Origin of the sequence: Vibrio sp. Isolate33, assembly GCF_022397895.1 — a bacterium.
In the GTDB taxonomy this organism is placed as follows: domain Bacteria; phylum Pseudomonadota; class Gammaproteobacteria; order Enterobacterales; family Vibrionaceae; genus Vibrio; species Vibrio pomeroyi.
In genome coordinates this window covers 48,680-71,396 of the sequence record NZ_JAKEUP010000021.1, presented here as the reverse complement: position 1 = coordinate 71,396, position 22,717 = coordinate 48,680, and the positions used below count along the sequence as shown (strand labels likewise).

The window sequence follows — 22,717 nt, the reverse complement described above, 5'->3', positions numbered from 1 at the left end:
TTTATATGTCATATCGCCTCTTTCTACAGCGGCGACGACCTGTAATTTAAAGCCTAGTGTGTAATCACGCTGAGTGCGCTTAACGTAGGTATTATTTGAAGTAGTCATAATTCGTCCTCAATGTGTAAACACATTTCAGGACGGGACATCGAAAAGAAAAAAGCCCCGAACTGAGTTCGAGGCTTTTAAGATTTCAATCAACGTAGGCTAAATCTCTAAGAGATTATTCCCACTCGATAGTTGCTGGTGGCTTACCAGAAATATCGTAAACAACACGTGAAATGCCGTTAACTTCGTTGATAATACGGTTAGATACCTTACCTAGGAAGTCGTATGGTAGGTGTGCCCAGTGAGCAGTCATGAAATCGATAGTTTCTACGGCACGTAGAGATACAACCCAATCGTACTTACGGCCATCGCCCATTACGCCAACTGAACGTACTGGTAGGAATACCGTGAATGCTTGAGATACTTTGTGGTAAAGGTCAGCAGCATGAAGCTCTTCAATGAAGATAGCATCTGCGCGACGCAGTAGATCACAGTACTCTTTCTTGATTTCGCCAAGAACACGAACACCTAGACCTGGACCCGGGAATGGGTGGCGGTAAAGCATGTTGTATGGAAGACCAAGCTCAAGGCCGATCTTACGTACTTCATCTTTAAACAGCTCACGTAGAGGCTCAACAAGACCCATTTCCATATCATCAGGAAGGCCACCAACGTTGTGGTGAGATTTGATTACGTGTGCTTTACCTGTCTTAGATGCTGCAGACTCGATTACGTCTGGGTAGATAGTACCCTGAGCAAGCCATTTAGCATTAGACAGTTTCTTAGACTCTTCATCGAAGATATCTACGAATACGTGACCGATGATCTTACGCTTAGCTTCTGGTTCAGCTTCGCCTTCCAGAGCTTTAAGGAAACGATCTTCTGCATCTACTTTGATGATGTTTAGGCCAAACTGGTCGCCAAACATATCCATAACTTGCTCAGCTTCGTTTAGACGAAGAAGGCCGTTATCAACAAATACACATGTTAGTTTGTCGCCGATAGCTCGGTGAGCAAGCATCGCTACTACAGATGAATCAACACCACCAGAAAGACCAAGGATAACTTCGTCGTCACCTACTTGTTCTTTAATACGTGCAACTGCATCTTCAATGATTGAAGCTGAAGTCCACAGACCTTCACAGCCACATACGTTAAGAACGAAGTTCTCAAGCATTTTCAGGCCGTTTTTAGTGTGTGTTACTTCTGGGTGGAATTGAACACCGAAATACTTCTTCTCTTCGTTTGCCATTGCAGCGTATGGGCAAGTGTCTGTTTCAGCGATCTTTGTGAAATCAGCTGGAATCTCAACTACTTTGTCGCCGTGGCTCATCCAAACATCTTGAGTAGACTCAAGGTCAGCGAAAAGTGCAGATTCACCAGTCACTTGTACAGCAGCGTAGCCGAACTCGCGCTCAGTAGACGTTGCTACTTTACCGCCAAGTTGCTCAGCCATAGTTTGCATGCCGTAGCAGATACCGAATACAGGAACACCTGAATCAAATACGTACTGAGGTGCACGTGGAGAGTTCTCTTCCGTTACACTTTCAGGACCACCAGATAAGATGATACCGTCTGGATTGAATTCACGAATATCCGCTTCTTCTACGTCCCAGCTCCAAAGTTCACAGTAAACACCGATCTCACGAATACGACGAGCTACTAGCTGTGTGTATTGAGAACCGAAGTCCAGAATTAGAATACGTTGGTCATGAATATTTTTAGTCATTGTAAGCAGTCTTATTGGCTATGTGATAAAACGGAGGCGAGTTTACTCACCTCTGATTAACTCTTCAAGAAATAAAGCAAACGTTTTCGTTGGTTATCTGTAAGTCGATGTTTTGCAAAAATCATACGTTCAACAAAACAGACGGTAGATAAAATAATGTGCCGACTAAATCAGCACATTATTCAAACGTTTGGACGTATTATTAACCTAAACGGTAGTTAGGTGCTTCTTTCGTGATTTGAACATCGTGTACGTGAGATTCTTTCATGCCCGCACCAGAGATACGAACAAACTCAGCTTTAGTACGCATGTCTTCAACAGTTGCAGAACCCGTTAGGCCCATGCTTGAGCGTAGACCGCCCATCTGTTGGTGAACGATCTCTTTTAGACGACCTTTGTATGCGATACGACCTTCAATACCTTCTGGAACAAGCTTGTCTGCAGCGTTGTCAGATTGGAAGTAACGGTCAGAAGAACCTTGAGACATAGCGCCAAGAGAACCCATACCACGGTAAGACTTGTAAGAACGACCGTTGTAAAGGATAACTTCACCCGGTGCTTCTTCAGTACCAGCGAACATTGAACCAACCATCACACAAGATGCGCCAGCAACGATAGCTTTACAGATATCGCCAGAGAAACGGATGCCGCCATCTGCGATTACTGGAATACCGTATTCGTTTGCAACTTCAGCTGCGTCTGCGATTGCTGTTACTTGAGGAACACCAACACCAGTAACGATACGAGTCGTACAGATTGAACCAGGGCCGATACCTACTTTAACCGCACTAACACCAGCTTCGATAAGAGCACGAGCGCCAGCGCCAGTTGCTACGTTACCACCGATGATTTGTAGATCAGGGTATGCAGCGCGAGTTTCGCGGATACGGTTAAGTACGCCTTCAGAGTGACCGTGTGAAGAGTCGATAAGTAGAACGTCTACGCCAGCTTCAACTAGAGCAGCAACGCGCTCTTCGTTACCAGCACCAGCACCAACAGCTGCACCTACACGTAGGCTGCCGCGCTCATCTTTACAAGCGTTTGGTTTACGTTCTGCTTTGTGGAAATCTTTTGCAGTGATCATTCCAGTCAGTTGGAAGTCATCATTTACAACAAGAACTTTTTCAACACGCGCTTCGTGCATTTTCTCTTGAACTTCTTCACGAGTTGCACCTTCTTTAACAGAAGCAAGGCGAGCTTTAGGCGTCATTACTACATCAACTTTCTTAGAAAGGTCAGTAACAAAGCGAACATCACGGCCAGTAATGATACCAACCAATTCGTTTGTTTCAGTAACAACAGGGAAACCGGCAAAGCCGTGTTTTTGAGTAAGGGCTACAACATCAGCGATTGTCGCGTCAGGGCTTACAGTTACTGGGTGAGAAACCACACCAGCTTCGTAAATTTTAACCTGGCGAACCATTTCAGCTTGCTGCTCGATTGACATATTCTTATGAATAAAGCCAATACCACCTTCTTGCGCAAGGGCAATTGCTAGGCGTGCTTCCGTAACAGTATCCATCGATGCAGAGATCATTGGGATGTTTAAAGAAATGTTTTTCGTTAACTGAGTGCGAAGATCAGCTGTGTTCGGAAGAACGGTTGAGTGTGCTGGGACGAGTAAAACGTCATCAAAAGTTAAAGCTTCTTTTGCGATTCGTAGCATTTGCAATATCTCACAACAAAGGTGTTAAAAGGAGTAAACCCAACTTTATCGTTTCGCATAATAAAGTGATTTGGATTTGATATTGCAGACGGATTATACGCACGGCGAAATCGCTTGGCTACACATTTTTGTATTTTTAATTTGCATTTACCCCCTTGCTATGTATTATATTGCCGCTATCTTCCATACTCACGCCCTGTGAGATTCCAAGAAAGACCCTCCTTCAAGGAAAGATAGTGCTTCTATGACTAATCCAAACATCTTTACTGTTTCTCGCCTCAACTCAGAGGTTCGTCTCCTATTAGAAAACGAAATGGGAATAGTGTGGCTCGTTGGTGAAATCTCAAACTTCTCAGCACCTGTCTCTGGTCACTGGTACCTCACGCTTAAAGACTCTCGCGCTCAAGTTAAGTGCGCCATGTTTCGTGGCAATAACCGCCGAGTAACTTTTAAGCCTCAGAACGGCAATCAAGTTTTAGTCAAAGCTCGCCTGTCTCTTTACGAGCCACGTGGTGACTATCAACTGATCATCGAAAGCATGCAGCCAGAGGGTGACGGTAAACTTCAACAAGAGTTTGAAAAGCTGAAGATGAACCTTGCCGCAGAAGGCCTGTTTGCTCAATCGAGTAAGCAAGCTCTTCCTGAGCACCCAAAGCGCGTGGGCGTTATCACATCGAAAACCGGTGCGGCGCTGTTTGATATTCTTGATGTCTTGAAAAGACGCGATCCTTCGCTGCCAGTGGTGGTTTACCCAACCATGGTTCAGGGCGAAGAGGCGGCAATTCAGATTGCACAAGCGATTGGGCGTGCCAATGAGCGCAATGAGTGTGATGTGTTAATCGTCGGCCGTGGTGGCGGTTCGTTAGAAGACCTATGGTGCTTCAACAACGAGATCGTTGCTCGCACTATTGCTGCAAGCCAGATTCCAATCATCAGCGCCGTTGGCCACGAAGTGGATGTTACTATTGCCGATTTCGTTGCCGATATGCGCGCTCCTACTCCATCAGCTGCGGCTGAATTGGTTAGCCGTGACAACAGTCATAAAGAGCAAGCTTTCGCTTCTAAACGTGCTCGCTTAGTGAGTGCGATTCGCCACGTATTAATCAAGCAAGCACAGTCGACTCAAGCACTGAAACACCGCTTAGAAAGACAGCACCCTAGCTACCAACTGCAAAAACAGAGCCAGCAGCTTGATGACCTAGACATGCGCCTGCGTCGCGGTATAGCTCAATACCTAAAGCAGCATGCACAGCGTGTCGAACGTAAGCAACATCAACTTCAATTGAACTCGCCGGTTAAACGCTTGGGTGAACAAAAACTGCATCTGCAGCGTTCAGAGCAAAAGCTATTAGATGCAATGGATAAAACACTGCTTACCACTCGCCACCAGCTTGCGATGGCTGCCGAGAAATTAGAGACCGTTAGTCCACTGGCAACCCTAAAGCGTGGTTACAGCATTACTCATTCAACATCGAGCAAGACGGTGTCATCGATTAACGATGTCGAAGTCGGTGAAGTGATCACCACTCAGGTTGAAGATGGGGTGATTGAGTCTCAAGTGACCCAGAAAACGGCAAAAGCGTAATCAACTAATCAATTAAGCAATTAAGCAATTAGAAAGCCCTATCAGATTTGATAGGGCTTTTGCTTATGGGGGGGAATAATCAGGATCTACGAATAACTAGCTTGTCTTCTCTGGCTCTTTCAGAGTCAACATACCTTCGGTCACGATAAAATCGATGATGGTGTCTAGCCCTTTACTCTCTTTAAGATTGGTAAACACAAACGGCTTGGTTGGACGCATGCGTTGTGTGTCTTGCTCCATCACCTCAAGTGACGCGCCAACATACGGTGCTAAATCGATTTTATTGATAACCAGAAGATCAGATCGTGTAATACCCGGGCCACCTTTACGTGGGATCTTCTCTCCTTCCGCTACATCAATCACGTAGATAGTCAGATCGGCTAATTCAGGGCTGAAAGTCGCACTGAGGTTGTCGCCACCACTCTCTACAAACACCACATCAAGGTTCTTATGTAGCTTAGCTAGCTCTTCGACTGCTGCGAGGTTCATCGAAGCATCTTCACGAATCGCCGTATGCGGACAACCACCCGTTTCTACACCGATAATACGATCAGGTTCTAAAGCTTCAGCTCGTGTAAGTATCTTGGCATCTTCTTGGGTATAGATGTCGTTGGTTACTACGGCAATATTGAGCTTGTCGCGAATCGCCTTACATAGCACTTCCAACAACGCTGTTTTACCAGACCCAACCGGGCCACCAATACCAATTCGAAGGGGTTGCTTATAACTTTCCATTGTCTACTTCCTTATATTCTTTTCTTGCTACCTCGTTCGCGCTGACCGCTACGAACGAAATAGTCGTGTGTATTGTGTTTCGTGCAGTGAACTCGCTAATGCCATCGAAGGCGAAAAGCTACCTATCATCCAATCTTCAATCGTGCGTGCTTTCTCAATCACCTCGGGAAAGGTGTTGGTGATATTAATCAGCGCCAACTGCCCATCGGTTTGGCCTAAAGGCACCAGCTTTACACCTGCCGTAACGATATTTTCAAGCCAGCTCCATAGATACCCCTGCTTAAGGCTTTCTAAATCGATGTCCCAATGTTGAGCGGCAATACACATACCCAACAGTTGATTTGGGTGGCTATCAACAGAATCCACCAGCGAAATATCGATCTCTAAGCGCTTCAACAAGGTATTCAATGCATGCCCACGCTGCTTTTCTTCTGCTCGCAATTCACTGGTCTCACGGCTCGAGTACAAGTAGTTACACCAATGCTCAATCTCATCGAGTTCACCTTTTTCTAGAGCATGGTAAAGACGCTCTAAGATAGGTAATTCCAAGGTCGCGACACTGGAACTAACGATGGTATTAAGCCACTGTTCCATGCTATCGCGATTGGTCACCCACCCCGCCTCAACCGCCAGCTCTAAGCCTTGCGAATAAGTGAAACCACCAATCGGCAATGACGGACTGATCAATTGGAACAGACGATAAATCGCGACATTTTCTGTAGTGCTCATACTCTGCTCTCTGTCTTCTAAAATCGAAAAGTTCGAGAGCTTACGCGCCTAACAGTAATACTGCGCTCGCTGAAGCCACGCCAACTGAAAGCCACTTAGAGTAAACTGCGCGCCCAACAAACGTACCGACAACCATTAATACCAAAGCAGTGATGCTCATACCTGTCGCAAATTGAGTTAAGTTACTCGCAGCTTCAACGCCGTGTGCGTAACCATGGAAAAACAACATCGCAATGGAAGCGACTAATACGCTGTTTACACGCTTTGTTGATGGTGAGAATACGTGCCATAGACATAAGCTGACGACGAACAGAGAAGCGATGATTGCTGGTTCAACAATCACAGAGAAACCTAAGGTTTGGCCTGCGATAAGCCCAACGACTAATGAAGCCAATCCACCGCCAATCAAAGCGGCTTTTATCTTGGTTGAAAACGACAGTGCGCCAATTAACAAACCGAAGGCAATCAGCATGATCAGGTGATCCATACCTGTTACCGGGTGAGTTAAGCCAGACATAAATGAGTGAGACTCATGAACCGAATGCGAACCATGTCCCGGGTGAGCCAAAGCCATCGTTGATGTTGTTAGAGAAGCCAGTGTGAAAGTGCATAAGCCTGCAGCTGTTTTAAAGTTCATCGCGAGTTCCTTGCGTTTATAGTTATTAATATCGTTGTTATATAAATCGTTTAGTGAGTCATCAGTGACTCGATTAATGATGGTGATGATGTCCACCTGAGCGACCGCCATAAGCGCCACCTTCAGGTTCAAAAGGTTGTTTTTCGGTCGTCACTGTCGCGCCCAAACCTTCAACCATTTCGTCCAAAACATGGTCGTGTTGATAACGAACCCAACCCGCTTCCACTTGCAGCGGAACATGACGGTTGCCAAGGTGGTAAGCAACACGAGTTAGTAGATGCGAGTCTTCACAGTAAACGGTCGACACGGTTTCCGGCGCCGCTTTCACTTCAACAGTTAAGCCACACTCACTAGTTAATTGTTCTCCGCCACGCAAGATATGACCACGTGGTAGAAACAATCCAGCATTGCGCCCATCATCGAGCATCACCTTAAGACGGCTTTTGATGCGGCTATCAATCGGCAGGCTTAAATAGCCGTCCGGTGCACTTTGTAATTGAGTATTCAGTTGAGTCAGTTCAATCATGCTATTACCTCAATCTCCTTGTGAGATTTATAACGTTCAAAATAAGAGTCTTCAGTCAAAAGCCCTCAGGCAAAGACTTAAAATAAGAGCCTTCAGCCGAGCTATTAAAATAGAAAATATCTTTGAGCCATTGGCAGTTCTTCAGCAGGCTCACACGTCAGCAGTTCGCCATCAGCGCGCACTTGATAAGTCTGCGAGTCGACCTCAATCTTCGGCATCCAATCGTTAAGCTTCATATCCGCTTTGCTGATGTTTCGGCAGTTGCTGACAACACCAATTAAACTCTGCAACCCCAACTGCTTATCGATGTTTTGTGCCTTGGCTTCCTTGGAAACAAACAGCATTGATGTGTTCTGACACGCCTTGCCATAGCTACCAAACATAGAGCGATAGTGAACGGGCTGAGGTGTTGGGATTGAAGCGTTAGGATCACCCATTGGTGCCATCGCGATCATGCCGCCTTTCAAAATGACACTCGGTTTCACACCAAAGAAGGCTGGTTTCCACAGCACTAGATCCGCCAGTTTTCCAGCTTCAATAGAGCCGATTTCATGGGCCATGCCGTGCGTGATCGCAGGGTTAATGGTGTACTTAGCGACATAACGTCTTAGGCGGAAGTTATCGCTGTAGTCAGAATCTTCTTTTAGGCTGCCACGTTGCACTTTCATCTTGTGTGCAGTTTGCCAAGTACGTGTTACCACCTCGCCTACGCGACCCATTGCTTGTGAATCCGAAGCGATCATCGAGAACGCGCCTAAGTCATGAAGAATGTCTTCTGCGGCAATGGTTTCACGGCGAATACGTGATTCAGCGAACGCGACATCTTCAGCTATCGACGGTGAAAGGTGATGACACACCATCAACATATCTAAGTGCTCATCGACCGTATTGACGGTGTAAGGTCGTGTCGGATTAGTAGAAGAAGGCAGAACGTTCGGCTCACCTGCAGCACGGATAATATCGGGAGCATGACCACCGCCCGCACCTTCGGTGTGATAGGTATGAATCACGCGGTCACCGATGGCGCCAAGTGTCGATTCAACAAAACCCGACTCATTCAGGGTGTCTGTGTGAATTGCAACTTGTACGTCCATCTCGTCAGCAACACTCAAACAAGTATCAATTGACGCGGGTGTTGTTCCCCAGTCTTCATGCAACTTCAAGCCAACAGCACCCGCTGCTACTTGCTCACGCAATGCTTCCGGTTGGCTCGCATTGCCCTTACCTAACAAACCAAAGTTCATTGGGAATTGATCGAGAGATTCCAACATACGGTGCATGTTCCACGGACCCGGTGTACATGTGGTTGCGTTAGTCCCTGTGTTTGGCCCAGTGCCACCACCTATCATGGTCGTCACACCCGACGCCAACGCTTCTTCAATCTGTTGCGGACAGATGAAGTGAATGTGTGAATCGACACCACCAGCGGTCAGGATAGAACCCTCACCTGCCAGAATTTCCGTGCCCGGGCCAATAACAATATCAACGCCCGGTTGAACGTCTGGGTTACCCGCTTTACCCAACGCTTGAACTCGGCCGTCTTTGACAGCGACGTCGGCTTTTACAATGCCCCAGTAGTCCAACACAATCGCGTTAGTGATCACCAAGTCTGGCGTTTCTGCACTTGGACGTTGGCTTTGCCCTTGCCCATCACGAATCACTTTACCGCCGCCGAACTTCACTTCGTCACCGTATACGGTGTAATCCTTTTCAACTTCTAGCCATAAATCGGTGTCAGCAAGACGCACTCGGTCTCCGATTGTTGGCCCAAACATTTCGGCGTAAGCCTGTTTGGATATCTTCGCCATGATCAATCCTTTGTTGTTTTCATTATTTCCGTGAGAGCGCTTAGAGCTTGCCCATCACTTTCCCTTGGAAGCCGTAGATCTCTAACTTACCGGCGTAACGCACCAACTCGACGCTGCGAGACTGACCCGGTTCAAAACGAGTAGCGGTGCCTGCTGGGATATTGAGTCGAAAACCTTTAGTGGCTTCTCGATCAAAGATCAGCGAAGGGTTTGCTTCATAGAAGTGGTAATGAGAGCCAATTTGAACAGGACGATCGCCAATGTTTTGCACCTTAACGGACGTCGTATCTCGGCCTTCATTGAGAGTGATGTCACCGGGAGCGGTTTCTACTTTTCCGGGAACTAAGCCTGAATATTGTTTGGTGGAGCCAGCCATATTTCTTCTCCCTACACGATAGGTTCATGAACGGTCACCAACTTGGTGCCATCAGGAAAAGTAGCTTCGACTTGTACATCTGGGATCATGGAAGGAATCCCCTCCATTACGTCATCGACGGTAAGCAATGTGCGTCCAAAATCCATCAATTCTGAAACGGTTTTACCCTCACGGGCACCTTCTAGAATGGCACTGCTGATCAGCGCAATAGATTCTGGATAGTTGAGTTTTAAGCCTTTTTGCTTGCGCTGCTGTGCCAGCATTCCTGCGCAGAAGATAAGTAGCTTATCTTTTTCTCTTGGTGTTAATTCCATTTAGCCGCCCGCTGTTAGTGTTGTTTTCTTATTGCTCAGAAACGCATGAGCAGTAAGTGGGATTCAATCACAGCAAGCTTGAAAAAATGTACCGAGGGCCGGAAGTCGCCCTCGATACAAATCGGGCTAATCGCTAAGTCGCCCAAATCCTTGGTAAGTCAGGAGTCGTACCACATAAATGAGAGCGAGTTGCTTGCCATATCTGACCAAAGGCCTGGAGGATGTCTTCACTCCAATAACCCAAGGCGCGCACCACAATCAATCCTTCTATCTGCGTCGCACCCAATATTAATGTGGGTTCACTCGACGTTTTTGATGTAACTGATTGCTGTGAAGCTTGCTGTGTAATAGATAAGAGCAAGCTCTGTACCAACTCTAAATCTTGCTTCTCATTTGAGGTGAGATAAAAGGTACCCATCATTGAAAAATCAAGTAACCCCATATTTATCATTAACTTATCTCCACCATGGAAATTAAAACCTTCAGTCAGAAGCCTTTGATTATCAAGATAGATTTCCGTTTTCCCAACCAGGTGACCACGCTCAAATCCCTCATTCTGTGCAGGCCGCCCAAAACAGTGCATCTCCCAACCCCAAAACTGTGCACCCTTTTCAAGGCGAATTTCAGTGTCTAAACGAACGTGTGCATTGGGGAAAAAGATGTTCTCTTGCGGCATCCATTCCAAGCATGCACCTTTCTTCACTCGAAGGGTTTGCTTTTGTTTGGCGTACTTGTTGTTAGAACGATAGAACTTGGTCGCACCGGGTGTAGTGATCAGCGTATGAGCACCGCTTTCTACGGTTGCCTCAATATTGAGAGTGTCACCCCCCACCACTCCGCCGGGGGGATGGAGTAAGTAGGTGTGACACGTTTCCCCATCAGGATACAGGGGGCGTTGCACCGCAAGCGGACCAGACTGCTGACGATTCTTTAATACGGTTTTATCACCGCGGTCGACAAAAGTGAGATTTAAGCTCGCTTGCCAACCATCTCGAATATCTTGTTCGATGGTGTCATTCAAAGATAAAGCTTCAACTAAAGAAGCGTTCCTTACTTCATTCGGAGAAAAGAGAGAATTCATACGGTTAGGTACTCCTTAATCAAGGACTCATCGAGCCCTGTCATTTCACCTTCAGCCACTTGACGGCCACGGTCGAGAATACAGAAACGGTCACCGACCTTTCTTGCAAACGGCAGCTTCTGTTCAACCAACAACACCGTGAGTCCCATCTTCTCGTTGAGCATGCGAATGATGTCGCCAATCTCTTGCACAATATTGGGTTGAATACCTTCCGTCGGCTCATCCAAGATCAATAGCTTGGGATTAACCACCAGCGCACGACCAATCGCAAGCTGTTGCTGCTGACCACCCGATAAGTCACCACCACGGCGATGCAGCATCTCTTTCAAGACAGGGAAGATATCGAAGATGAATTCGGGGATCTTACGATCGCCCTTCTCTCGAATCGGTAGGCCGACCTCGAGGTTTTCTTGAACAGTGAGCATTGGGAAGATCTGACGACCTTGCGGTACATAACCTATCCCTTGGCGTGGGCGCTCCTCGGCATCGGTTTTCAGTAGCGACTCGCCCGATAGAGAGATGTCGCCGCTTTCAACCTTAACCAGCCCCATGATGCATTGCAGCAAGGTGGTTTTACCAACACCGTTGCGCCCCATTAACACCGTGCATTTACCTTCAGGGATCTGCATATCCAAGTCCCACAAGGTGTGGCTCTCACCGTAATATTGATTAACTGATTTAACCTCTAACATCCTATTCTCCGAGATAAACTTGTTTAACTTCAGGGTGAGCCTGCACTTGATCCATGGTGCCTTCTGCCAACACGTGACCTTGATGAAGCACAGTGACATGGCTAGCAATCGAACGAACGAAATCCATATCGTGTTCAACCACGACCACTGAGTGCTTACCCGCCAATGAGTTGAGTAATTCAGAGGTGCGATCCATCTCTTGGTGAGTCATACCAGCAACAGGTTCATCCACCAACAGTAGCTTAGGGTTTTGCATCAGTAACATACCGATTTCTAACCACTGCTTTTGTCCGTGAGACAGATTGCCCGCCAAGTTTGCCGCTTCGTCTTTGAGGTGAATAAGCTCAAGTACCGAAGTGAGTTTGTCTTTCTGCTCGCCAGACATTAGGGCAGTGAAAGTTGCCCACACCGAGCGATCACCCGCCATAGCTAATTCAAGGTTCTGCCACACGGTTAAACATTCAATCACGGTCGGCTTTTGGAACTTACGCCCAACACCTGCATTGGCAATTTCAGCTTCGTTCATCTTGAGTAGATTGATGTTCGAACCTAGCCACACTTCACCAGTATCTGGCTTAGTCTTCCCGGTGATGATGTCCATCATGGTGGTTTTACCTGCGCCATTAGGACCAATGATGCAGCGCAGTTCGCCCTCTTTGATATAGAGATTGAGGTCATTTATAGCTTGGAAACCATCGAAGCTTTTATTAACGCCTTCCACGTACAACAACACGTTGTGACGGGTATCGATGGCAGGATGAACATCGGGTTTAAGGTAATCAAAAACTTCGTCTCGACGAGTGAACGCCTGAACGGATTCCTTTACGCTGTTAAATGTGGTCATGCGATCGCCTCCTTGCCTTTATGTTGGTCATCCTTATCTTGTCCTTCGCCTTTTGAAGTCGATGTCTTGCGTAGCTGTTGCCACTTTTCGCTAACAAAGCCAATCACACCTTGTGGGAAGTACATGGTCGAAAGAACGAATAGACCACCAAGAGCAAATAACCACACCTCAGGGAATTCAACGGTAAACCAGCTCTTGGCGTAGTTGATGATCAGAGCACCAACGATGGCACCAAACAGAGTGGCGCGACCGCCCAAAGCAACCCAAACCACAATCTCTATCGAGTTAAGCGGTGCAAACTCTCCCGGGTTGATGATGCCGACTTGAGGAACATATAAAGCACCAGCAATACCCGCGATAACCGCAGACAAAACAAATACCCATAGCTTAATGCCATCGACGTCGTAACCCATAAAGCGAGTGCGAGACTCTGTATCTCGAATCGCCAGTGCCACACGCCCTAATCGACTCGTCACTACCATGCGACACGCAATGTAGCTGAGAATCAGCGAGATACCCGTCGCGACAAACAAACCAATCTTGACCGCATCACTCTGTAAACTCAGGCCAATGATATCTTTAAAGTCCGTCAACCCGTTGTTACCACCAAAGCCCATCTCGTTGCGGAAAAACGCCAACATCAAGGCGTAAGTTAACGCTTGAGTCATGATCGAAAGGTAAACCCCAGACACTCGAGAACGGAAAGTCAAATAACCGAACAAATAAGCCAATGCGCCCGGTACCAACACCACCATCAAACAAGCGAACCAGAACTGATCGAAGCCCTGCCAGAACCACGGCAACGCTGACCAATCAAGGAACACCATAAAGTCAGGTAGGATTGGATCACCATAAACCCCACGATCACCAATCTGACGCATCAGATACATGCCCATTGCATAACCGCCAAGCGCAAAGAAAGCACCGTGACCTAGGCTCAATATGCCGAGATAGCCCCACACCAGATCGAGCGCCAACGCCAACATCGCATAGCTCAGGTATTTGCCCATTAGTGAGATAGTGAAGGTCTCAACATGAAGCGGGTGTCCACTGGGCAACATGGTGTTAGCCAATGGGATAAGAATCACGGCCGCGAGAATGGCAAGGATGGTCAGTTGCCCACCTTTATCACCACGCATCGCCGAAAGTACAAATGATTTAGACTGCATGATGTTGTCCTTAACCTTCAGCCGCACGACCACGTTGCGGGAACAATCCGCGTGGGCGTTTTTGAATAAATAAAATGATGAAAACCAGTACTAGAATCTTGGCAAGTACTGCGCCAGCCCATGGCTCTAAGATCTTATTGAACAAACCAAGGCTCAGACCTGCGACTAATGTTCCCCACAAGTTGCCGACTCCGCCAAACACCACCACCATGAAAGAATCAATGATGTACGCTTGCCCCATATTAGGGCCAACGTTAGTCAATTGAGACAGTGCTACACCGGCAACACCCGCCACGCCAGACCCTAAGCCAAAGGTCATCGCATCAACTCGTTCAGAGCGAATGCCCATCGCACGCGCCATACCACGGTTTTGAGAAACGGCACGAACCTGTAAACCTAGCGGTGTCTTTTTCAGAACCATTAACAAGCCCATAAACACCAAACCACAGAACAAGATGATATATAAACGGTTGTAGGTCAGAGACAACATTGGATTCAATTGAAGTGCACCAGACATCCATTCAGGTGTGCTTACTGAGCGGTTCAAAGGAGAGAAAATAGAACGAACGGCTTGCTGCAAGATCAAGCTAATACCGAAGGTCGCAAGCAAGGTTTCCAATGGGCGACCGTAAAGATGACGAATCACACTGCGCTCTATCGCAATGCCCACTAAGCCAGACACAATAAACGCAGCCGGAATAGAGAGAATCAGCGCTAAACCGATATGATTCGGCATTAACAGTTGTAATACATAGGTGGTGTAAGCGCCAATCATGATCAGCTCGCCATGGGCCATGTTAATCACACCCATTACACCAAAAGTGATCGCCAAGCCAATGCCTGCTAGCACCAACACAGAGCCCAAACTCAAGCCAAAGAACACGGTCTCAACACCCGAGTACAGTGCTTGGCTCTGTTGATAATCATCCATCGCTCTCTCTGCTGCCGCCAAGACTTTTGGGTCTTGTTCGCTGTTGAGCAATTGATTCAAGGTTTTGAGTACTACTGAATGTTTGAAGTCACCGACTCGGTCAATCGAAGCCACACGATCATCAACCGCGGTACTCTTATCAAGAGAAGTGAAAATAGCTAACGACAAGTCCATCAACTCAGCGACTTTGCCATCCGATTCACTGGTTCTGAGTACAGCTAAACGATCGATAATGTCGGAATCTTTGGTACCGAGCAGATCCAGAACCGCTTTATAACGCACATCTGGGTTACTGCTGTTCAGTCCAATCGAGGCAATTTCCCCACGCAAGATCCCGCGAAGCTTGTTGTTCACGCGAACTTTTTTGAACTGTCTAGCATTCTCGATACTGAGGCTTGATTCATCCCATACCGACTGAGCCTCGGTTGCCGTTTTAATGCTTTGAATCAGGTAAAGCTGGTTGTACTGCTCGCTCTGTTTATCATTGAAATAATAGAGATTACCGTTTAACCAGCCATCCAAAATAGGTTTCGACACATCTTCCGTTTGTGCCTCAATAACCCAATCGATAGCCAATTCTTTATCCGATGTTTTCTTACCAACTAGCGCCTTGGTAAAGCTAACTTCATCCGTTATTCCAGCAAAAGCCAACTGAGCACTGACTGCCATAAGCAATAGCGCCTTAAATACGTTCAATACGTTTTTCATCCCTGCTTCCTTAATCCATCGAGCTAGATATTGTTATTTTTGCTCAGTGGACATGTGGAGAATTATTGTTAGTTGAAACGATGAGCCTTCCGTTTGCTTCACCTCTTAAACAGAGACGCTCTTCCCAAACAAGAAGGCTCAATATTCCTAAATTAACGCTCTAGTTACCGCCAGAACACTTCTTGGTTTCGACGTTAAACGCACCACATGAGAATGGCTTAGACCAGCTAGAAAACAGCTTCGCTGATTCAGGTAAGTAACTAGACCAAGCATCACCCGCAACAAGACCCGTGGTTTCCCAAACGATATCGAATTGACCATCGTCTTGGATTTCACCGATCAGGACAGGTTTAGTGATGTGGTGGTTTGGCAGCATGGTGGAGTAGCCGCCAGAAAGGTTAGGAACAGACACGCCAATCAAGGCATCTTGTACAGATTCAGGATCAGTTGTGCCCGCGTTGGTTACCGCTTGCGCCCACATATTGAAGCCAACATAGTGCGCTTCCATTGGATCGTTGGTGACACGCTTTTCACTCTTGATGAACGACTGCCACGTTTCAACGAACTCTTCATTGGCTTCGGTATCAACACTCATGAAGTAGTTCCAAGCCGCTAGATGACCAACCAGTGGTTCAGTATCCATACCTGACAGCTCTTCTTCACCAACAGAGAATGCAATCACTGGGATGTCTTCAGATGAAATGCCTTGAGCGCCAAGCTCTTTGTAGAAAGGTACGTTCGCATCGCCGTTCACAGTAGAAACCACAGCGGTTTTCTTGCCTGCTTCACCGAACTTTTTAATGTCTGAAACGATAGACTGCCAATCGGAGTGACCAAATGGCGTGTAGTTGATCATGATGTCTTCTTCTGCGACACCTTTATCTTTTAGGTAGGCTTCAAGGATCTTGTTGGTCGTGCGTGGGTAAACGTAATCGGTGCCTGCTAGTACCCAACGTTCAACTTCAAGCTCTTCCATCAAGTAATCCACAGCAGGAATTGCTTGTTGGTTTGGCGCAGCGCCGGTGTAGAAAACGTTTTTAGACGACTCTTCACCTTCATATTGAACTGGGTAGAAGAGGATGCTGTTAAGCTCTTCAAATACCGGCAGCATCGATTTACGCGATACCGATGTCCAACCACCGAAGACCACATCGACCTTCTCTTTTTCGATCAGCTCACGGGCTTTTTCTGCAAATAGAGGCCAGTTTGACGCAGGGTCGACAACCACAGGCTCTAGCTTTTTACCCAGCAAGCCGCCCTTTTTGTTCTGCTCTTCGATGAGCATTAGCACGGTATCTTTTAGCGTGGTTTCACTGATCGCCATGGTGCCGGACAGTGAATGTAGAACGCCGACCTTGATGGTCTCGTCAGCCGCAAGCACTGATGCAGAAGAAAATGAAAGTGTTGTACACAGTGCAGCTAGCGATAAATTGAACACCTTGTTCATGATAGTACTCCATAATTGTATTTTTGTTATTCAATTACAGAGTAACAAGAAGAGTGCCAAACTTAAAAATTAACCACTAAATTTATAAGTCATTGTATTTATGGAACTAAAAAACCATTCACACCAATAGCGTGCATAGCAATCATGTAACTATGTTTCATACTGGTGCAGCGACGATAAGAATGAACCAAGATGAGACATAACCGCACAATGGATACAAAAAAGGCCCAATACATAGGTATTAGGCCTCTATTAAATTGTATGGATTGCGATACTTAACCTTCTCGCTTTCAAGCTAGTCCGCAGCTTGGAACTCGAATTTTACTCTCGACTTAGATTTAAGCTCGTTACAGTCACCATTACAAAAATAACTGGCAGCACCACAGGCTTGAAGCTTCTCTAGCTGGCTACTGCACTCTGGGCAGAACCCAACTTTGGTAAAGTGAGCCTGACAACTTTCACAGTGATATTTACCATCCCAGCCTAACTCTGACTGGCACTTAGGGCAGATATTTTCACTCATTAGCATTTCCTAATTCACTACTATTTTTACAATCTACTACTGCTGAGACTTAGCTTGCTTGATTTGGTACATGTTCTTATCAGCTTGTGCGATCAAAGCTTCTAACGACTCAGGATCTTTCTCGTAAGAAAGCCCTACACTGACCGCAAATTGAGTGTCGTTGATATAAAGAGCCTGATCCAAGGTTCTTTCTAAGCTTCGATAAAATTTAAGCACGCTTTCTTGATCGTCAAAGCAAGAGAACACCACAAACTCATCACCACCATAACGCCCGATCTTGGCACAGGCTGTGGTCGCCTCATCCAGTACTTTGGCAACCGCTAACAGCACATCATCACCAAAGCTATGACCATAGGTGTCGTTGATTGATTTGAATTTATCGACATCAACAAACAAGCACGCCATCACCTTTTGTCCAAAACAGCGCTTGGTTAACACTTGCTCAGCTTCTCTCAATAAGGCTCGACGATTCAAACTATGTGTCAAAGAGTCGCGATTGGCAAAAAAGTTGAGTTGATTCTCCAACTCATACTTTTCTAGTGCGACTGAATACAGAGACGCTAGTAACTCTAAGATCTCTAGTTCAAACTCATGCGGCTCAGAAACATATTGGCTGTAAATCGCGAAGGTACCTAATACATGACCATGTGAAGAGATGATTGGCACTGACCAGCACGCATGAAGATTGGCTTGATTGGTTAAGGCTAAGAAAGGTGCCCAATTTGGGTGTGTATTAATATTGGAGATCATAACGGCCTTTTTAAGCGCCGCCGCCTCACCACAAGAACCAATCCCGGCACCAATGCCGACTCCTTCTATCTGTTGATTATAAAAATCAGGTAGATTCGGGGCATATTCAAGATGCAGAGTATTTGACTCGGAGTTGAGCAGTAAGATTGAAGCCATACGCTGACCAAAAAGCTGCTCAGTAAGCTGAATGATCTTATGGTTTAAGTCCTTGCGATCCATCCCAAGGGCAAGCTTCCGAAGCAAACTATTGACTGCTCGGTGGCCTTCTAATAAAAATTGTTGTTCCATTCACTAAAGCTTTCAATTATGTAATTGGGTACAGCCTGTTCTTATGCAAGCTTGTTATTGGTTAATAATAACACACTAAGTTAGTACCACACACAACCGAAGATCATAGGTTGATCTTTCGCTTTATCTATTTTGATCAGCGATCTACCCCAAAAAGAATATTTATATCACCACACACCGAAAGCATAAGTTACATGTGCTGCATTTCAATTTTAAATAGTCATTTATATCAAAGGTGACATATAAAAATAGAATAAACAGCACAAGCCATTTCGATCTGTAACCTAAATCATCGAATTACATGCGTCAGCATTTCAATGTGTTGGTCATCTAACTGGGTTAATTTAACCGATAATGCATTAAGCTCTGAGGTGTTCTCGATGTGAGTACCACCACACGGAATCGACACCAACGTCTCAGCATCCAGTTGCCATTCCCAGTAACGAGAGTCAGTGAGCGCCTCACCTTCCAGTCTCATCACCACTGGAGTCGACTGTGCGAGCCAGCCTGAAATCATCTGGTTAATGTCGGCTTCGATACCTTCAAGGTTTGCAAGCATGTCTGCAACGTTCAAGCCGCGCTTCTTCAATGTTTTACCCAAACGATACTTATCAGTACATAGCTCAGGAGTCACAAAGCTGGTCACTTGTGCGTAACTATTAAAGTCGTAGCTGCCAAGCGGATCCTTTCTGTCGGCATCTTTGCGCCAGTAGCTCTCAGCCAATACTTTATTCAACGCTAAGAAAGCAATGTGGCCAGCACTGTGACCACGACTCAAGCTTGCTTGATACGCTTTATCTACCGACAACACTACTTCGTCGTTAACATTAATCATAGAAGCAGATACCGGTAGCTGGTGGACAACCACAAACGCCCAACCTTCCGTATCACGCTTAACAGGAATATCTGCTGCGATGTGAAGTTTGCCAGTAGATTGTTCTATTGCACCAACAAGGCACTCTTCCACTGGATATTGAACGTCACCAACAGTCACAAAGCCTTGGTCTGCCGGATGATCAGGCCAAATATGACTTACAGGGTGAAAAGGCGTCACATCAGTGACCAGGTAGGTCTTATTGCTATCGCTTTCTACATACAACGCTTTCGCCGTCAGTTGCCACGCTTGATGACAGAATTGAGTAATGGTTGGCGTGATTGCTTCAGCTTGTGTAATCAAATCGCTAGTGGTCATATTGTTCTTCTTTTGAAATCTAGTCTGATTCGTTAAGCCACAGCGAAACAAAAATGTGCCGTTATGGATTAACGTGAATTTTGCTTAAAAAAATACCCGAGACAGGCTCGGGTATCAAATCTATTGGAAAGGACTATTTACGGCCTTTAACCATGCTCATCATACGCTTACGTTTACGCTCTTGAGAGATTGTCAGCTTGTTAGTCTTAGCTTCAAATGGGTTCTCGCTGTTCTGGAATTGAATGCGAATTGGTGTACCCATAATCTCTAGTGAACGACGGTAGTAGTTCATCAAGAATCGTTTGTATGAATCTGGCAAGTTACGTACTTGGTTACCGTGGATAACGATAATTGGTGGGTTATAGCCACCAGCGTGCGCGTATTTCAGTTTCACACGACGGCCACGAACCATAGGCGGTTGGTGATCATCCGTTGCCATTTTCATGATACGAGTTAGAACAGAAGTACCAACACGAGTCGTCGCTGACTTGTAAGCTTCTTGAACAGACTCAAACAAGTGACCAACACCTGTACCGTGAAGTGCAGAGATAAAGTGAATACGTGCGAAATCAACGAAACCTAAACGGCGGTCTAGCTCTTTCTTAACGCGCTCTTTAACGTCGTTATCTAGGCCATCCCACTTGTTTACCGCAATCACGATTGAACGACCTGCGTTCAACGCAAAGCCTAACAAGCTTAGATCTTGATCAGAGATGTTTTCACGAGCATCGATAAGCAGCAATACAACGTTAGCATCTTCAATTGCTTTCAGCGTTTTAACTACTGAGAACTTCTCTACCGTTTCGTTGATGTTCTTACGACGACGAACACCCGCAGTATCGATCAGAACGTATTCACGCTCGTCACGCTGCATTGGGATGTAGATAGAGTCACGCGTCGTACCAGGCATATCGTAAACAACCACACGCTCTTCACCAAGAATACGGTTAGTTAGTGTTGATTTACCTACGTTAGGGCGACCAATGATCGCTAGCTTGATTGGTTGATCTTGAAGACGCTTGAATTCTTCTTCAGCTTCTTCTTCTGTAAATTCAACCTGCTCTTCTTCTTCGTCTTCAAACTCAGTTAAATCGCTTACTTCGCCATTTTCCGCTTTTAATGCTTCTGCGAACGGGTTAAGAGCAAGATCAATCAGCGCTGTTACACCACGACCGTGTGCAGCCGCGATTTGATACATGTCTTCTACGCCTAGTTGCCAGAAGTCAGCACTTGCGGCATCAGGGTCGATACCGTCAACCTTGTTTACTACTAGCATTGAAGGCTTTTCTAGCTGACGAAGGTGCTTAGCAATCGCTACGTCAGATGGTGTTAGACCAGCACGGCCATCTACCATAAATAGAACAACATCAGCTTCATCAATCGCCGCTAGCGACTGTTCAGCCATTTTAGTTTCAACACCTTCTTCAGTACCATCGATACCACCAGTGTCAATAACAATAAAGTCATGCTCGCTAAAATGAGCATGGCCGTATTTACGGTCACGCGTTAAGCCAGGGAAATCCGCAACCAATGCATCACGAGTTCGAGTCAATCGGTTAAATAACGTAGATTTACCTACGTTCGGACGCCCTACTAGAGCAACAACAGGTACCATAACAACCTCTACAATTTCTTCTCTAAATGTAGTTATAGGTAAGCACTTGTTCGCAAGTTTAAACTCTTACCTATAACCACACGGTTTATTAATTTTTAACAACAAAACGGCTCCTGGCTGTTACCAACCAGGAGCCGACTGTGAATTATATCACGCTTTTATTGGCTAATCGTCAGTTTCTTTACATCGCCATTGCGAGTCGTCACTAAGTAGCCTTCAGGTAATTCAATTGGTGCAACCGCAAAGCCGCTATCATCGACTAGCTGTTGAGCAACAAACTCACCCGATGAACGATCTAACCAGTGCAGATAACCTTCGGTGTCACCCACGACTACATAACCATTAATAATAGCAGGTGCTGTCAGTAAGCGGTTTTCTAACAGTGGAGTGCTCCACAGTTCTGTACCACTACGCGCATCAACCGCAACCACATGGTCTTTGTCGGTCACAACGAACAAACGACTACCGTCACTTGCTAAATCAATCGCAGACGAGTAGTTACGCTTCCAAACTGGCTTACCAGAACGAAGGTCGATAGCGATAAGCTGACCATTGATACCTACGGTATATAGTGTGCCGCCAAGAACAACTGGTGATGCATCAACATCCACCAAGCGATCAATTTCCGTAGCACCTTTTGGCGTACCTACTGGCTGTTGCCAAATAAGCTGACCACGGTCCACGATAGCAGCTGCTAAACGACCATTGGCTGTGCCCCAGAATACACCACCAGAAACCGCAACAGGTGTGCTGTCGCCACGCAGTGTTAGACTCGGAACTTCAGTGCTGATTGTCCACTTCTGTTCGCCGCTTTCTTGGTCTAGTGCGATCATCATGCCGCGACTGGTGTGAATCAGTACCATGTTGCTTTCAGTCGCAGGAGATGCAAGCACCTCACCGTTCACTGATACACGCCACAGTTCTTCACCTGTCGATTCGTCCATCGCGATCACTTCGCCATTTTCAGAACCAACAAACACTTTGCCGTAAGCTGCGGTTAAGCCGCCAGACAAACGAGCCAGTACTTCTTTCTCAAGATCTACTTTCCACAGATCTTTACCTGTTTCAGGATCAAGCGCCTTAACGAGACCTTCACGGCTTGCAACAAACACTTTGTCGTAAGCCAATTCAGGCGTTAGTTTTGAAAAGTAGTGGCCAACACCATCACCAACCGACGTAGACCATTCCTGTTTAGGAGTGAACTCGCTGTTTACTGTTGGTACTGGAGCCATGATTACGGTGTCTTCTTCACCTGCACAGCCAGCTAGTAGGCCAAGAGCAATCGCACATAACGCCGCTTTTGGAAACATCTTCTTCATTCAAA

At 46.3% G+C, this 22,717-nt stretch carries 21 protein-coding genes; 1 reads left to right on the top strand and 20 read right to left on the bottom strand.

The window, feature by feature from the left end; translation table 11 throughout:
- Window positions 1-223: 223 nt before the first annotated feature.
- Together guaA and guaB are read right to left on the bottom strand one after the other, a co-directional pair.
- The gene (gene guaA / locus L1D37_RS21145) at window positions 224-1,777 is read right to left on the bottom strand and encodes a glutamine-hydrolyzing GMP synthase (RefSeq protein WP_017059729.1); all 1,554 of its coding nucleotides are present in this window, start codon (window positions 1,775-1,777) and stop codon (window positions 224-226) included.
- Window positions 1,778-1,979: 202 nt separating this feature from the next.
- On the bottom strand, window positions 1,980-3,443 hold the full coding sequence (gene guaB / locus L1D37_RS21140; protein WP_017062496.1) for an IMP dehydrogenase: 1,464 nt from the start codon (window positions 3,441-3,443) through the stop codon (window positions 1,980-1,982).
- Window positions 3,444-3,687: 244 nt separating this feature from the next.
- On the opposite strand from guaB, the gene xseA reads away from it, so the two are divergent.
- Complete coding sequence (gene xseA, locus L1D37_RS21135; protein ID WP_239849062.1) at window positions 3,688-5,028, top strand: exodeoxyribonuclease VII large subunit; 1,341 nt, start codon at window positions 3,688-3,690, stop codon at window positions 5,026-5,028.
- 96 nt (window positions 5,029-5,124) lie between these two features.
- Here the strand turns inward: xseA and ureG are convergent, their stop codons facing one another.
- From ureG to bamB, 18 genes are all read right to left on the bottom strand, one after another.
- Window positions 5,125-5,763: an urease accessory protein UreG gene (ureG, locus tag L1D37_RS21130; protein WP_008222792.1), complete on the bottom strand. Its 639-nt coding sequence runs from the start codon at window positions 5,761-5,763 to the stop codon at window positions 5,125-5,127.
- Window positions 5,764-5,811: 48 nt separating this feature from the next.
- Window positions 5,812-6,492: an urease accessory UreF family protein gene (locus L1D37_RS21125; protein ID WP_239849061.1), complete on the bottom strand. Its 681-nt coding sequence runs from the start codon at window positions 6,490-6,492 to the stop codon at window positions 5,812-5,814.
- A 40-nt stretch (window positions 6,493-6,532) separates the two neighbouring features.
- On the bottom strand, window positions 6,533-7,129 hold the full coding sequence (locus L1D37_RS21120; protein ID WP_239849066.1) for a HupE/UreJ family protein: 597 nt from the start codon (window positions 7,127-7,129) through the stop codon (window positions 6,533-6,535).
- Window positions 7,130-7,202: 73 nt separating this feature from the next.
- Entirely contained in the window at window positions 7,203-7,655 is a 453-nt protein-coding gene (gene ureE / locus L1D37_RS21115) for an urease accessory protein UreE (protein ID WP_239849060.1), read from the bottom strand.
- A 104-nt stretch (window positions 7,656-7,759) separates the two neighbouring features.
- A complete protein-coding gene (gene ureC / locus L1D37_RS21110) occupies window positions 7,760-9,463 on the bottom strand; it encodes an urease subunit alpha (protein WP_239849059.1) in 1,704 nt (567 codons plus the stop codon).
- A gap of 40 nt (window positions 9,464-9,503) precedes the next feature.
- A complete protein-coding gene (locus L1D37_RS21105) occupies window positions 9,504-9,839 on the bottom strand; it encodes an urease subunit beta (RefSeq protein WP_017069302.1) in 336 nt (111 codons plus the stop codon).
- 11 nt (window positions 9,840-9,850) lie between these two features.
- Window positions 9,851-10,153, bottom strand: coding sequence for an urease subunit gamma (ureA, locus tag L1D37_RS21100; protein ID WP_004735119.1), 303 nt, complete (start codon window positions 10,151-10,153; stop codon window positions 9,851-9,853).
- Between the two features lie 133 nt (window positions 10,154-10,286).
- Window positions 10,287-11,234 (bottom strand): urease accessory protein UreD, encoded by a 948-nt coding sequence (locus tag L1D37_RS21095; RefSeq protein ID WP_239849058.1) that lies wholly within the window; start codon window positions 11,232-11,234, stop codon window positions 10,287-10,289.
- Entirely contained in the window at window positions 11,231-11,926 is a 696-nt protein-coding gene (gene urtE / locus L1D37_RS21090) for an urea ABC transporter ATP-binding subunit UrtE (protein WP_239849057.1), read from the bottom strand. The genes L1D37_RS21095 and urtE overlap by 4 nt, the downstream gene beginning before the upstream one ends.
- Window position 11,927: 1 nt before the next feature.
- Window positions 11,928-12,770: an urea ABC transporter ATP-binding protein UrtD gene (urtD, locus tag L1D37_RS21085; RefSeq protein ID WP_239849056.1), complete on the bottom strand. Its 843-nt coding sequence runs from the start codon at window positions 12,768-12,770 to the stop codon at window positions 11,928-11,930.
- Complete coding sequence (gene urtC / locus L1D37_RS21080) at window positions 12,767-13,939, bottom strand: urea ABC transporter permease subunit UrtC (RefSeq protein WP_239849055.1); 1,173 nt, start codon at window positions 13,937-13,939, stop codon at window positions 12,767-12,769. Before urtC ends, urtD begins: the two co-directional genes overlap by 4 nt.
- Window positions 13,940-13,949: 10 nt before the next feature.
- Complete coding sequence (gene urtB, locus L1D37_RS21075; protein ID WP_239849054.1) at window positions 13,950-15,578, bottom strand: urea ABC transporter permease subunit UrtB; 1,629 nt, start codon at window positions 15,576-15,578, stop codon at window positions 13,950-13,952.
- Window positions 15,579-15,738: 160 nt separating this feature from the next.
- Window positions 15,739-17,025 (bottom strand): urea ABC transporter substrate-binding protein, encoded by a 1,287-nt coding sequence (gene urtA / locus L1D37_RS21070; RefSeq protein ID WP_017629853.1) that lies wholly within the window; start codon window positions 17,023-17,025, stop codon window positions 15,739-15,741.
- Window positions 17,026-17,320: 295 nt separating this feature from the next.
- A complete protein-coding gene (locus L1D37_RS21065; protein WP_132743347.1) occupies window positions 17,321-17,548 on the bottom strand; it encodes a zinc ribbon domain-containing protein in 228 nt (75 codons plus the stop codon).
- Between the two features lie 36 nt (window positions 17,549-17,584).
- Entirely contained in the window at window positions 17,585-18,586 is a 1,002-nt protein-coding gene (locus L1D37_RS21060) for a sensor domain-containing diguanylate cyclase (protein ID WP_239849053.1), read from the bottom strand.
- A 289-nt stretch (window positions 18,587-18,875) separates the two neighbouring features.
- Entirely contained in the window at window positions 18,876-19,778 is a 903-nt protein-coding gene (locus tag L1D37_RS21055; RefSeq protein WP_239849052.1) for an alanyl-tRNA editing protein, read from the bottom strand.
- 133 nt (window positions 19,779-19,911) lie between these two features.
- On the bottom strand, window positions 19,912-21,393 hold the full coding sequence (gene der, locus L1D37_RS21050) for a ribosome biogenesis GTPase Der (RefSeq protein ID WP_017629857.1): 1,482 nt from the start codon (window positions 21,391-21,393) through the stop codon (window positions 19,912-19,914).
- A gap of 158 nt (window positions 21,394-21,551) precedes the next feature.
- The gene (bamB, locus tag L1D37_RS21045; RefSeq protein WP_239849051.1) at window positions 21,552-22,712 is read right to left on the bottom strand and encodes an outer membrane protein assembly factor BamB; all 1,161 of its coding nucleotides are present in this window, start codon (window positions 22,710-22,712) and stop codon (window positions 21,552-21,554) included.
- Between the last annotated feature and the right edge of the window lie 5 nt (window positions 22,713-22,717).

Excerpts from the sequence above, each read along its gene's own strand:
- guaA (WP_017059729.1), bottom strand. The coding sequence starts at position 1,777 with ATGACTAAAAATATTCATGACCAACGTATTCTAATTCTGGACTTCGGT.
- guaB (WP_017062496.1), bottom strand. The coding sequence starts at position 3,443 with ATGCTACGAATCGCAAAAGAAGCTTTAACTTTTGATGACGTTTTACTC.
- xseA (WP_239849062.1), top strand. The coding sequence starts at position 3,688 with ATGACTAATCCAAACATCTTTACTGTTTCTCGCCTCAACTCAGAGGTT.
- ureG (WP_008222792.1), bottom strand. The coding sequence starts at position 5,763 with ATGGAAAGTTATAAGCAACCCCTTCGAATTGGTATTGGTGGCCCGGTT.
- L1D37_RS21125 (WP_239849061.1), bottom strand. The coding sequence starts at position 6,492 with ATGAGCACTACAGAAAATGTCGCGATTTATCGTCTGTTCCAATTGATC.
- L1D37_RS21120 (WP_239849066.1), bottom strand. The coding sequence starts at position 7,129 with ATGAACTTTAAAACAGCTGCAGGCTTATGCACTTTCACACTGGCTTCT.
- ureE (WP_239849060.1), bottom strand. The coding sequence starts at position 7,655 with ATGATTGAACTGACTCAACTGAATACTCAATTACAAAGTGCACCGGAC.
- ureC (WP_239849059.1), bottom strand. The coding sequence starts at position 9,463 with ATGGCGAAGATATCCAAACAGGCTTACGCCGAAATGTTTGGGCCAACA.
- L1D37_RS21105 (WP_017069302.1), bottom strand. The coding sequence starts at position 9,839 with ATGGCTGGCTCCACCAAACAATATTCAGGCTTAGTTCCCGGAAAAGTA.
- ureA (WP_004735119.1), bottom strand. The coding sequence starts at position 10,153 with ATGGAATTAACACCAAGAGAAAAAGATAAGCTACTTATCTTCTGCGCA.
- L1D37_RS21095 (WP_239849058.1), bottom strand. The coding sequence starts at position 11,234 with ATGAATTCTCTCTTTTCTCCGAATGAAGTAAGGAACGCTTCTTTAGTT.
- urtE (WP_239849057.1), bottom strand. The coding sequence starts at position 11,926 with ATGTTAGAGGTTAAATCAGTTAATCAATATTACGGTGAGAGCCACACC.
- urtD (WP_239849056.1), bottom strand. The coding sequence starts at position 12,770 with ATGACCACATTTAACAGCGTAAAGGAATCCGTTCAGGCGTTCACTCGT.
- urtC (WP_239849055.1), bottom strand. The coding sequence starts at position 13,939 with ATGCAGTCTAAATCATTTGTACTTTCGGCGATGCGTGGTGATAAAGGT.
- urtB (WP_239849054.1), bottom strand. The coding sequence starts at position 15,578 with ATGAAAAACGTATTGAACGTATTTAAGGCGCTATTGCTTATGGCAGTC.
- urtA (WP_017629853.1), bottom strand. The coding sequence starts at position 17,025 with ATGAACAAGGTGTTCAATTTATCGCTAGCTGCACTGTGTACAACACTT.
- L1D37_RS21065 (WP_132743347.1), bottom strand. The coding sequence starts at position 17,548 with ATGAGTGAAAATATCTGCCCTAAGTGCCAGTCAGAGTTAGGCTGGGAT.
- L1D37_RS21060 (WP_239849053.1), bottom strand. The coding sequence starts at position 18,586 with ATGGAACAACAATTTTTATTAGAAGGCCACCGAGCAGTCAATAGTTTG.
- L1D37_RS21055 (WP_239849052.1), bottom strand. The coding sequence starts at position 19,778 with ATGACCACTAGCGATTTGATTACACAAGCTGAAGCAATCACGCCAACC.
- der (WP_017629857.1), bottom strand. The coding sequence starts at position 21,393 with ATGGTACCTGTTGTTGCTCTAGTAGGGCGTCCGAACGTAGGTAAATCT.
- bamB (WP_239849051.1), bottom strand. The coding sequence starts at position 22,712 with ATGAAGAAGATGTTTCCAAAAGCGGCGTTATGTGCGATTGCTCTTGGC.